This window comes from Christiangramia marina, from assembly GCF_048285865.1.
GTDB classification, from domain to species: Bacteria; Bacteroidota; Bacteroidia; order Flavobacteriales; family Flavobacteriaceae; genus Christiangramia; species Christiangramia marina.
Genome location: NZ_JBLVTK010000001.1, coordinates 958,554 through 971,176, shown reverse-complemented (window position 1 = coordinate 971,176; position 12,623 = coordinate 958,554). Strand labels below are relative to the sequence as shown.

10 protein-coding genes are annotated in these 12,623 nt (G+C 39.8%); 6 read left to right on the top strand and 4 right to left on the bottom strand.

The window, feature by feature from the left end:
* Both ACNKXS_RS04525 and lepA read right to left on the bottom strand, forming a co-directional pair.
* Positions 1-422 (bottom strand): YebC/PmpR family DNA-binding transcriptional regulator (locus ACNKXS_RS04525; protein ID WP_417919819.1); only part of this gene is annotated, 422 nt, incomplete at its 3' end.
* Positions 423-682: 260 nt separating this feature from the next.
* Positions 683-2,479, bottom strand: coding sequence for a translation elongation factor 4 (gene lepA / locus ACNKXS_RS04520; RefSeq protein ID WP_141876405.1), 1,797 nt, complete (start codon positions 2,477-2,479; stop codon positions 683-685).
* A 197-nt stretch (positions 2,480-2,676) separates the two neighbouring features.
* Between lepA and murQ the strand changes: the two genes are divergently transcribed.
* From murQ to dusB, 5 genes are all read left to right on the top strand, one after another.
* Positions 2,677-3,498 (top strand): N-acetylmuramic acid 6-phosphate etherase, encoded by an 822-nt coding sequence (gene murQ / locus ACNKXS_RS04515; protein WP_417919818.1) that lies wholly within the window; start codon positions 2,677-2,679, stop codon positions 3,496-3,498.
* Entirely contained in the window at positions 3,498-5,105 is a 1,608-nt protein-coding gene (locus ACNKXS_RS04510) for a glycoside hydrolase family 10-like protein (RefSeq protein WP_417919817.1), read from the top strand. Before murQ ends, ACNKXS_RS04510 begins: the two co-directional genes overlap by 1 nt.
* A 2-nt stretch (positions 5,106-5,107) precedes the next feature.
* Positions 5,108-6,313 (top strand): NlpC/P60 family protein, encoded by a 1,206-nt coding sequence (locus tag ACNKXS_RS04505; protein WP_417919816.1) that lies wholly within the window; start codon positions 5,108-5,110, stop codon positions 6,311-6,313.
* A gap of 156 nt (positions 6,314-6,469) precedes the next feature.
* The gene (locus ACNKXS_RS04500; RefSeq protein ID WP_417919815.1) at positions 6,470-8,875 is read left to right on the top strand and encodes an outer membrane beta-barrel protein; all 2,406 of its coding nucleotides are present in this window, start codon (positions 6,470-6,472) and stop codon (positions 8,873-8,875) included.
* 590 nt (positions 8,876-9,465) lie between these two features.
* The gene (gene dusB, locus ACNKXS_RS04495; RefSeq protein ID WP_417919814.1) at positions 9,466-10,458 is read left to right on the top strand and encodes a tRNA dihydrouridine synthase DusB; all 993 of its coding nucleotides are present in this window, start codon (positions 9,466-9,468) and stop codon (positions 10,456-10,458) included.
* Here dusB and ACNKXS_RS04490 read toward each other — a convergent pair whose 3' ends face one another.
* Both ACNKXS_RS04490 and rbfA read right to left on the bottom strand, forming a co-directional pair.
* A complete protein-coding gene (locus ACNKXS_RS04490) occupies positions 10,459-11,661 on the bottom strand; it encodes an ABC transporter permease (protein ID WP_417919813.1) in 1,203 nt (400 codons plus the stop codon).
* A gap of 1 nt (position 11,662) precedes the next feature.
* On the bottom strand, positions 11,663-12,058 hold the full coding sequence (gene rbfA, locus ACNKXS_RS04485) for a 30S ribosome-binding factor RbfA (RefSeq protein ID WP_141876398.1): 396 nt from the start codon (positions 12,056-12,058) through the stop codon (positions 11,663-11,665).
* A gap of 100 nt (positions 12,059-12,158) precedes the next feature.
* Here rbfA and mce point away from each other — a divergent pair, with 100 nt between their 5' ends.
* A complete protein-coding gene (gene mce / locus ACNKXS_RS04480; RefSeq protein WP_417919812.1) occupies positions 12,159-12,557 on the top strand; it encodes a methylmalonyl-CoA epimerase in 399 nt (132 codons plus the stop codon).
* Positions 12,558-12,623 lie beyond the last annotated feature (66 nt).

The window sequence follows — 12,623 nt, the reverse complement described above, 5'->3', positions numbered from 1 at the left end:
ACAAAAACACCCTTTTTATCGAAAAGAAACTCCAGAGAACCATTGGTGCCTAGACTTCCGCCATTTTTACTGAAGATGGAACGAACTGAAGCTACAGTTCTATTGGTATTATCTGTGGTAGCTTCTACAAAAATGGCAATTCCATTTGGTCCATAGCCTTCAAAAGTGACCATTTCATAATTATCGGCATCTGCGCCACTAGCCTTCTTGATCGCACGTTCTATGGTATCCTTGGGCATATTGACGCCTTTGGCATTCTGGATGGCATTACGCAAGGCGGGATTAGCTTCAGGATCTGGTCCTCCGCCTTCTTTTACGGCAACTGTGATCTCCTTGATCGCCCTGGTGAACTGCTTCGCTCTTTTCTTATCCTGAGCTCCTTTACGATGCTTGATATTTGCCCATTTGCTATGTCCAGCCATTTGTAGTCTGTAGTTTTTGGTTTGTAGTCGATAGATTTTCTATCGAAAAATCCCTTATCACAAAATTAAAAAAATGGAGCAGAATGCATAAAAGAAGAAGACCTCACAAGTTTTGAAACCTGTGAGGTCTGTTTATTTTTTGCGTTAGGGATAGCAGTGGTAGCTTTTTGGAAGCGAAAGCGACCAAAAACTAAAACGAATAGCCCGCCGCCGACCATGGAAGGCGGAACGCCCAAATAAGAACAATAAAAATGCTATGACTAATCGTTCAATTTAAGAACCGCCATAAATGCTTCCTGAGGAATTTCAACATTTCCAACCTGTCTCATTCTCTTTTTACCTTTTTTCTGCTTTTCAAGAAGCTTACGTTTACGGGAAATATCACCACCATAACATTTTGCGGTAACATCCTTACGAAGCGCTTTCACCGTTTCACGGGCAATGATCTTCGCACCAATTGCCGCCTGGATTGGAATGTCGAACTGTTGTCTTGGGATCAATTCCTTCAGTTTCTCGCACATTTTCTTTCCAATATCATAGGCATTATCTACGTGTAATAATGCGGAAAGTGCATCAACTGTATTCGCATTAAGAAGTACGTCTACTTTTACAAGTTTAGACTGGCGCATTCCAATTGGAGAATAATCGAAAGATGCATAACCTCTGGATACAGTTTTAAGCCTGTCATAGAAGTCGAAAACGATCTCTGCCAAAGGCATGTCGAAAGTTAGTTCAACTCGTTCTGTAGTAAGATAGGTCTGGTTGGTAATTTCTCCACGCTTTTCAATACATAGAGACATTACATTCCCTACATAATCAGACTTTGTAATGATCGTAGCCTTGATAAATGGTTCTTCAACCCTGTTCAATGTGGAAGGTTCAGGAAGGTCAGACGGATTATTTACCAGTAAAGCCTCATCTGGATTCTTATTGGTGTAAGCCTGGTAAGAAACGTTAGGAACCGTTGTGATCACGGTCATATCGAACTCACGTTCCAGTCTTTCCTGAATAATTTCCAGGTGTAACATTCCAAGGAATCCACAACGGAAACCAAAACCTAAAGCTGCAGAACTTTCAGGAGTAAAAACCAGCGAAGCATCGTTCAGCTGTAATTTCTCCATGGAAGCTCTCAATTCTTCATAATCTTCAGTATCTACAGGATAAATTCCGGCGAAAACCATTGGTTTCACGTCCTCAAAACCTGCTACAGCTTCTGTAGTTGGATTTACGGCGCTGGTAATCGTATCACCTACTTTCACCTCTCGAGCATCCTTAATACCTGTGATGAGGTAACCCACATCTCCGGTTTTGATCTCTTTTCGAGGGAATTGTTTTAAACGAAGTGTTCCCACTTCATCGGCATCATATGTTTTATTTGTCGCAACGAACTTGATCTTTTCACCTTTTCTGATAGATCCATTAATAACTCTAAAATAAGTTTCAACACCTCGAAATGGGTTATAAACAGAGTCAAAAATCAATGCTCTAAGTGGAGCGTCCACTTTTCCTGTTGGAGCAGGAATTCTGGAAATAATAGCATCAAGAATCTCTTTGATCCCAATACCTGTTTTCGCACTTGCGGGAATAACATCTGAAGCATCGCAACCTAAAAGATCCACGATATCATCTGTTACCACCTCGGGATTTGCACTGGGGAGATCCACTTTATTTAGTACCGGAATGATCTCAAGATCGTTCTCAAGAGCAAGGTAAAGATTCGAAATAGTCTGAGCCTGAATGCTTTGAGCTGCATCCACTACCAGTAAAGCACCTTCACAGGCGGCAATAGATCGGGATACTTCATAAGAAAAATCCACGTGGCCGGGAGTGTCGATAAGGTTTAGCGTGTATTCTTCACCTTCATGAACATAATCCATTTGTATCGCATGAGACTTAATAGTGATCCCGCGCTCCCGTTCAAGGTCCATACTGTCCAGCAGTTGTTCCTGTTTTTCACGCTCGGTTACAGTCCCGGTAAAATCCAGCAGGCGATCTGCCAGTGTACTTTTCCCGTGATCGATATGCGCGATTATGCAAAAATTTCGAATGTTCTTCATCTCCAGTATTTGTATCCTTAGGCCTAAAAATTCAGGTAATTTTAAGACTACAAATATAATTGAATTAATAGTCTTATATAAAAATTCAAGTTTATGTTTGTTTAGCTGTGTGAAAGCATTCGATAATGCTATTTTAGAGCTTGTAAATTTCTTTGCTGAAGTCTATACTACAAAGGCATTGCATCAAAAAACTGACTATGGATTTCCTGAAACCCGATACTGAAAAGGCATCAAATTATGATCATCTCGAAAAGATGAATACTGCAGAACTTCTGAAGAATATCAACAAGGAAGATCAAACGGTGGCTAAAAGTGTGCAAAAAGTAATTCCGGCAATTGAAGTTCTGGTAGACAGGATCGTGGAAAAACTAGGAGCAGGAGGAAGGCTTTTTTATATTGGAGCTGGTACGAGTGGCCGGCTGGGAGTTCTGGACGCTTCAGAATGTCCGCCCACTTTTGGGGTTAGCCCCGGGATCGTGATCGGTTTGATCGCCGGAGGAGATACCGCCCTTAGAAATGCTGTTGAAAATGCAGAAGATGACCGGAAACAGGCATGGAAAGATCTTCAGGATTATAAAATTTCTGAAAAAGATGTTTTGGTGGGAATCGCTGCTTCGGGAACTACCCCTTATGTGATTGGCGGAATTGATAAAGCCAGAGAGAATAATATAATTACGGGTTGTGTTACCTGTAGCTCTGGAAGTCCGTTGGCAAATGCTTCGGAATTTCCAGTAGAAGTGATCACCGGGCCCGAGTTTGTAACGGGAAGTACCAGGATGAAAGCAGGGACAGCACAGAAAATGGTGTTGAACATGATCACAACTTCTACCATGATCAGGTTAGGAAAGATCAAAGGAAATAAGATGGTAGATATGCAGTTATCTAACAAAAAGCTGGTGGGACGTGGCACCCAGATGATCATGGATGAGTTGCATATAGACGAAGAACAGGCAAAAAAATTATTATTAGAGTATGGCAGTGTAAGACTGGCGATCGCTAATTTTCAACAGAATAGTTAATGATCAAATCCTTAAAATATTATAAATCCTTATCGCTAATTCTTCTGGCGTTTTTCGCCTATTCCTGTAAATCCACCAAAAATGTTGCTGTAGCTGAAAAGCAATCTGAGACAACAGATACACTGGTTCAGAAGGAGATGGAAAGTCCTGAAGTTTCAGAAGAAATTACGGAAAATAGGTTTATTGAAGCACCGCTGGATATTGCCGAATTTAGAGCAGCCTGGATCGCAACGGTTGCAAATATCAACTGGCCGAGTAAAGCAGGTTTATCTACTGAAGTACAGAAAAAAGAAGCCCTGGAAATGCTTGATTTTCTTGAAGAAAATAATTTCAACGCGGTCATTTTACAGGTTCGGCCGCAGGCTGATGCACTATATCAAAGCGAACTGGAGCCATGGTCCTATTTTCTTACTGGCAAAAGTGGCAAGGCACCAGACCCCTATTACGATCCGCTCGAATTCTGGATAGAACAGGCTCATTTAAGAGGTCTGGAACTTCATGTCTGGCTCAATCCTTACCGGGCGCATCATACCACTGGTAAAGAGATTGGTGAAAAATCTATTGTAAAGACCAATCCTGAACTCGTAATGGAACTGAAAAATGGAATGTGGTGGATGGATCCAGGAAGTGAAAAGGTGCAGGAACATTCGGCTGCTGTAGTGATGGATATTGTGGAACGCTACGATATTGATGCGGTACACTTTGACGATTATTTCTATCCCTATGCTTCTTATAATGGTAAAAGCGGATTCCCGGATGAGGTAAGTTTCCAGAAATATCAGAGTAGTGGAGGTGAACTTTCCCGAGCCGACTGGAGGCGTAAAAGTGTCAATGATTTTATTGAAAGAATTGCCGGTGAAATTAAAGCTGAAAAGTCTTTCGTAAAATTCGGGATTAGTCCGTTTGGGATCTGGAGACCCGGTTTTCCTGCAAGTATCAAAGGAATGGACCAGTATGAAGAATTATATGCTGATGCTAAATTATGGCTGAATAAAGGCTGGATAGATTATTTTACTCCGCAACTCTACTGGCCCACGGCAAAAGTAGGGCAGAGCTTTCCAGTTTTACTGGGTTGGTGGGAATCTGAAAATGTAGTGGGAAGACATCTCTGGCCGGGAATTAACCTTGCCCTGGATGAAGAAACACCAGGTGAAATAGCCTCACAGATCATGATCTCCCGGGGAATTCTTCCGGATAGCCCAGGTGTGGTTCACTGGAACATTGGACCGCTGATGAAAAGTGAGAAACTAAGAAATTCTTTAAAAAACGGACCTTATCAACAAAATGCTTTGGTGCCGGCAAGTCCATGGTTATCTTCTGAAACTCCTGAAATTCCGCAGATCCAACTAGCTAAAACAGCTTCAGAATATACTATAAAGAATTCCAGTTTAGAGGAGCACTTCAGGTGGGTGGTATATTACCAGTACGAAAATAGTGGCTGGAACTACAAAATTTTGAATAAGGATCAGGATATGCATTCGCTCCCAATTCAGAATAAAGACAACAATAAACTGATCAAAATAGGGATTACTGCGGTAGATCGCACCGGAGCTCAAAGTAGCTTGCAGCAATATGATCTTCAAATCCTTGATCTTATAAAATCTTAATTATGAAAACCAGATCTACAATATATTTTCTAGCAGCAATTTTCTTCCTTTCCTGTGGAGAATCCAAAAAAGAATTGGCTAAAACTAGTCAGGTCGAAGAAATCGTAGAACAAACCAGAACTGAATTTGCTCCAGACAAACGGGTAGCACTTTTTGATATTTCTGCGGAAGAAGATAGGAACGGAATCATTCTCAAAGGTGAAACCAATTCAGAAGAAGCTAAAAATAGACTTTTATCAGATCTTGATTCGGCAGGGGTTAATTATAAAGACAGTATTCAGGTTTTACCTTCCGAAGCATTGGGAGAAAAGCTTTACGGGATCATTGATGTTTCGGTAGCTAATTTAAGAGGAGATAGCAAGCATTCTTCTGAACTGGTGACTCAGGCCACACTCGGAACTCCTGTAAAGATCTGGAAACGAACCGATGAATGGTATTATATTCAAACTCCAGACGATTATCTTTCGTGGGTCGACCACGGAGGAATAACGACCATGAACGAAAGTAATTTTAATAACTGGAAAACTTCAGAAAAGATCATTTTCACCAAAGCTTATGGGAGTTCCTATGCCAAGCCTGATCTTGATTCTAATCCCGTTACAGATCTGGTAACCGGTGCAGTCCTGGAATTGCTGGAAGATTCAGGAGATTTTTATAAAGTAAGATATCCCGATGCTCGCGAAGCCTATGTTTTTAAAAACGATGCGAAGAACTACGGGGAATGGTTACAGAATTTGGAACCTGATGGTGAAAGTCTAACGAGGGTTTCAGAGAAACTGATGGGATTACCTTATTTATGGGGAGGCACCTCGGCGAAAGGTGTGGATTGTAGTGGTTTCACCAAAACGATCTATTTTATGAATGGCATGGTTATTCCCAGGGATGCTTCTCAACAGGTTAAGGAAGGAACGCTGGTAGATGATCAATCAGATTTCAGCAAACTGGAAGTAGGGGATTTATTGTTCTTTGGAAGACCGGCAACAGATTCTACTTCGGAAAAAGTTGTACACGTAGGAATGTGGATAGGTAATAATGAATTTATTCATTCCTCAGGAGATGTTCATATTAGCAGTGTGGATGATAAAGCTGAAAATTTTGATGAATTCAACAAAAGTCGATACCTGAGAACTAAAAGATATCTTGATCAACAATCCAACGGACTCAAATATTTGAAGAAACAGGATTTTTATAACGGTAACGCAAAGTAATTTTAGACGAAACAGTACTTTATGAAGTATTTAGGCTGATTTGTTGAACAATTGCTAATTAATTTAGCTTCAGGTCGATATAAAAGCTTTTTCTTGGTTAAAAACTGATAAAAGCTATATTTGCCTTTGTTACCAAACAAATCGAACTAACCAACAATGAATATTAGAACATTTCTAGGCATTTTCCTTTGCTTTTTAAGTACGCTGGTATTTTCACAAAATGAACTTTCAGGAAAGTTAACCGACCTTAATAACGAAGCCCTTCCCTACGCGAATGTTATTCTTTTAAATGCCCAGGATTCAGTTTCTGTCGTTAAAGGAACGGTAAGTGAAGAGGATGGAAGCTTTTTGCTGAAGGATATCAAGGACGATAATTACGTTTTAAAAATAACCTACGTTGGTTATGAAGACCTGCTGAAAAAGATAAGGGTAAAAGGAGACACCAACCTTAAAACCTTTAAAGTTGCACCATCTTCAGGAGATCTTGATGAGGTAACGATTCAAGCCAGAAAGCCAAGAATTAGCAGGGAAGTGGATCGTATCGTTTTTGATGTGGAAAACTCTACCTTATCCTCTGGAAATACCTGGGATATTCTAAAGAAATCGCCGGGTGTGATCGATAATCAGGGACAATTAATGGTTCGAAATGCAGCGGTTCAGGTATATTTGAATGATCGCAAGATCTATTTATCTGCTTCAGAATTGCAGACCTTACTGGAGTCTTATTCCGCAGAAAACATAAAATCCATTGAGATCATTACAAATCCTCCAGCAAAATATGATGCTGAAGGTGGAGCGATCCTTAATATCACCACTAGTAAAAGTATTACTCCGGGTTACAAAGGAAGTGTAGAAGGAACTTATACCCAGGCGATCTATTCAAAATACAAGATTGGGACCAGTCATTATTTCCAGGGTGATAAGGTGAATGTATTCGCGAATTACAATTTTAGTCCGCGTAAGGATTATAAGAACGACGATTCCTATATCAATTTCATACAGGATGGGCAGCCCTTTTCCAGGTGGAACACAGATTTCACAAGGGAAACTATAAGCCAGGCACATAATGCCAATGCGATAATAGATTTTGAACTTTCAGAAAAGAGCAATCTTAACTTTTCTGTGAATGCCAATTTCTCACCAAACCGTGAATTTGATAATGATGTAATGACCGAGATGAGAAATGCTTCCGGAGCACTTGATTCAACATTGGTAACAGATTCCGGAGTTTTTACGGATCAGAATAACGTTGCATTAAACCTTGATTATACCACCTCTTTTGATAATGGAGGAGACCTTTCATTAAAAGCGCATTATACAAGGTTTGATCAGGATCGTGAGCAAACTGTCTTTTCTCAATATTTTGATCCCCAGGGTCAACGTCTGGATGCACTTGAATTCGAAACCGATGCCAGCCAGATTGTTGATATATATACTGCACAGGCAGATTATTCCACGACGATCGGGGAATCTGCTTTTGAAAGCGGACTCAAATTTTCGTCTATAGAATCTGAAAGCGGGATCGAGTACATGAATGAGCGACGTTTAGAATCGCTGTATGATGATCTGGGAGATGTATTTTTATATGACGAAAATATTTATGCCGCATATCTTTCTGTAAGTCACGACTGGACGAAATGGAGTGGTAAATTAGGACTTCGAGGGGAATATACCGATAGAACAGGGGAAAGCATGAGTGTTGAAACTATCAATGATCGCGAATACTTTGAATTGTTTCCAACGGCATACCTGCAATATCGAGCTTCAGACAATCATAGTTTCACGTTGGATTATAGCCGTAGAATTCAACGACCACGGTACGAAAGTCTGAATCCATTCAGATACTTCCTGAATGAGACAAATTTCAACGCTGGAAACCCGAATCTTATCGCGTCCATTAGTAATAACTTCAATTTGAACTATACATTAAATAATGCATGGTTCTTTGATTTCTATTATAAGGATCTTGGGGAAGCTCCGGAAACCCTGGTATTTCAGGATAATCAAAACCTTACCATTCGTAATGTAAATCAGAATTTGCTGGATTCGAAATCCTACGGAGTTGATATTACATACGGTCTTTCTATCACAAATTTCTGGTATGCACAATTCTTTACTTCGCTATTCCGTATGGAAAATACCTTGCTTGCCCTGGAGAGTAATAATGCTGAGGTAACGATAGATGCTGAAGGTGTTCAGGCATACGTTTATAATATCTTTACTTTGTCGCAGGATGGTACTTTTGAGGGAACTTTGTTTGCGCAATATCTTTCAGATTATTTATCCGGATCTTACAATCTGGAGCCAATGACCACTGTAAGCATTGGTTTAAGAAAGACCTTATGGGACAACCGGGCAGAGCTAAGTTTAAATGTGAACGATATATTTAATTCTACGAACACCCGCCTTACTTCAGAATATTTGAACCAGAGCAACAGTTTCTTTTCTTTTTCTGAAAACAGGAATGTCCAGATAGGGTTTAAATATAACTTCGGAAACTTCAGGCTGAGTGACAATCAGCGCACGATCGATGAAGCTGAAAGAGAACGATTAAGACCATAATTTTTACTTCCGGTTTATTTCCCCTGAAGAGTTTATCAAAGCGAGGTGATAAGTATTATTGAAAGTGCCAGATATGTATCCATATTTATTTATAAAATATTTTCTTTGATTCCAGTATGGTTTATATAGTTGAATTTAGAAGAACCATTAAACACCAAGAAAATAACGCTTGGTTATCCGTTTTAGAGACAATAAAGCCCGTATTATACCTTACAGAAATCATATTAGATAAGTTTGGGTATTAATATCTTGAAATTCGCTAATAGACTAGAATAAAAGATTGTGTAAATGAAAAAATGTGTACATTGAATTATATTCTAATAATTTATAAACATGAGAAATTATTTAATTGCCTTTACATTTTTAATAACAGCTAGTTATTTCCAGACATCATTATTAACACCAAGGGAATGTCGTGTCTATAAAGACTCCAACGGCAAAGTAATTGCTAAAATTTGCCCACCCTCAATACCAACTCATGGTTAATTATTACTACTTTTTTCATAATTCGATTTAACAGAAGAACGATTAAACCCATAATTTTTACTTCCGGTTTATTTCTTAATTTTGCAGCATAAAACTGAAAGGCTTTGGCTAAAATTGGAAATATAGATGTAGGAGACTTCCCGTTGCTCTTAGCACCGATGGAAGATGTAAGTGATCCACCATTTCGCGCATTATGCAAGGAGCAGGGCGCAGATGTGGTGTATACTGAATTTATTTCTTCTGAAGGACTTATTCGCGATGCTGCGAAAAGTACCATGAAACTTGATATTTACGAAAAAGAACGACCAGTTGGGATCCAGATATTCGGGGCCAACCTGGAGTCGATGTTACAGTCTGTTGAGATCGTTGAAAAATCTGGACCGGATATTATAGATATCAACTTTGGATGCCCGGTGAAAAAAGTGGTTTCCAAAGGCGCTGGAGCAGGAATTCTGAAAGATGTGGATTTAATGGTTTCTTTAACCGAAGCCATGGTGAAACATACCAATCTACCAATTACCGTAAAGACTCGTTTGGGTTGGGATCACGAATCTATAAAGATCCTTGAGGTGGCTGAAAGATTACAGGATGTAGGCTGCAAGGCTATTTCTATCCATGGTCGAACCAGAGCTCAAATGTACAAGGGCGAAGCCGACTGGAAGCCAATTGCACAGGTAAAGAATAATCCTCGTATGCATATTCCGGTGTTTGGAAATGGTGATGTGGATTCTCCAGAGAAAGCCATGCTAATGCGTGATGAATTTGGACTTGATGGTGCAATGATTGGTCGTGCAAGTATTGGATATCCGTGGTTTTTTCGGGAAGTAAAGCATTATTTTGAGACCGGAAACCACATGGCACCTCCAACGCTGGAAGAGCGTGTGGACGCGGCCAGACGACATTTACAGATGTCTATCGACTGGAAAGGAGAACGTCTGGGTGTCTTTGAAACCCGTCGCCATTATACCAACTATTTTAAAGGAATTCCGCATTTCAAGGAGTATCGTATGAAAATGGTGACCAGTGATGATTCTGTAGACGTATTTAAGGTTTTTGATGAGGTAGAGAAAGAGTTCGCAGGTTACGAATTCGCTTAATTATTTTAAAGCTTTTCTGGTAGTTCCTGCCGCAATGTAGGAAGCAATAAAACCAAGAGTAAAGATCGTAGCTACGACGATAATGACGTTTTTCGCACGCATTTGCACAGGATAGGGCAGGCTTGGAGTGATCATAACCAGGTCAAATTGCATTTGTAAAATTATAAGGACAATAGCAAAACCAAGGCCTAAAAGTCCGCCCAAAACGGTCATCAACATCCCCTGGTAAAAAAAGATATTTCTTATTTGTCTGGTAGTAGCACCAAGACTGTGCAGAGTCTTCATATTTTCCCGTTTATCCAGAATCATCACTATAATAGAACCTACTACATTAAATAACGCGATAGTAAGTACCAGTGTGAAAATAAGGTAAACAAAGAGGTTTTCAGAATTTAGCATTTTGTTCAGCGCATCATTCAATTCTTCACGGGTTTTGATCTGTACATTATCGCCCAGTACTGCAATAATCTCTTCTGAAATTCTGTCGAGATCTGCTTCCGAAGAAATTTTAAATTCCACGCCTGTAACTTCATCAGGCTGCATACTTAGCAGATCACGGGCAAAATTGATGTTGGTAAAAACGTATTTTGAATCCAGCTCTTCATTAACGCTATAAACCCCGCTAACAATGGTCTGCCGGGTGGAAAAAGCATTCTGGATATTGGTCATGGTTACCTGTCCTTTTCCCGGTTTGGGAACCATGATCTTCAGTAGATTCTGATAATTGAAAGTACCAATATCAAGCAGGCGGGAGAGTCCGTTTCCAACAACCACCTGCGGCTCGCTTTTAGTAAGCCATGTGCCAAAAACAATGGCACTATCGATCTTGGTAACCTGCTGGTAATTGGCGTCCACACCTTTGATATAGGCAGGATTTGACTTCTGTTTATAGCTAAGAATGACACGTTCCTCAATAACCTGAGTTAGCTCTTCGATCCCTTCGATTTTCAATAACCTGTCTTCCTGCTCCTCAGATAACTGAATGATTTTTCCAGTATCTGGTAAGGCTTTGAGATCGGGATCGAATTCGTTCGAAAAGGAAAGGCTGAAATCACGTAATCCTGAGAATCCGCTTAAGACGATAAATAATGAAAATGCTCCCGCAAAAACTCCAATTGCCGCGATAATAGTAATGATATTGATCGCATTGCTCTTGCTCTTAGTGAACAGGTAGCGTTTGGCAATATAGAGTGGGAACTTCAACTTAAGATTTTTTCCTCTTGTCTAATAGATCTGGATTGGATACAGGATCCTCTTTTCCTTTGATAGATTTTTCAATTCCGTCGATATATTCCAGAGAATCATCTACAAAGAAACTAAGATCGGGCATTTTTCTTAGCTGATGCCTGGTTCGCTGCGCCATTTCATGCTTGATCTTATACTTATTCTCATTGATTTCCTCAATGACTTCCTCCTGGTGTTTAGAAGGAAAAATGCTAACATACGCTTTTGCGATCGAGAGATCTGTAGTTACCCGAACTTTTGAAACTGAGATCAAAATTCCTGTACGCCCGCTTTCTCTTAGTGAGTTTTGCAGAATGTCTGCCAGGTCCTTCTGCAACAATCCACCTATCTTCTTCTGTCTGTTTGTTTCTTCCATGCTACAAAAGTAAAATTTTTAACTGTGATTCTTCTTCATTCGTATGAATTTGAATAGTCTAAGCTGAAATATAGATATTTGTAACTCAAAATGTGAATTCATGAAAAAGATAGAACATATAGGTATTGCGGTAAAAGATCTGGAAGCAGCTAACCGAACTTACAAAGCGATCTTAGGTGCAGAGCACTACAAAACCGAAGAGGTAGATGGGGAAGGTGTAAATACTTCTTTTTTTAAGATTGGTGATAATAAGATCGAATTACTTGCGGCTACCAGGGATGATAGCCCGATTGCAAAATTTCTGGAGAAGCGGGGAGAGGGTATACATCACATGGCCTTTCTGGTAGACGATATTGAAAAGGAGATAATCCGTTTAAAATCTGAAGGTTTCAGGTTGCTAAATGAGAATCCAAAGCAAGGCGCCGATAATAAAATAGTAGCATTTATGCATCCTAAAGATGGTAACGGAGTGCTGGTTGAGCTTTGTCAGGAAAAATAGAATTAATTTGTTTGGTGCGTAAGAGGCAATTATCTAAATTTGCGCTCGCGATACGAATACGTATCA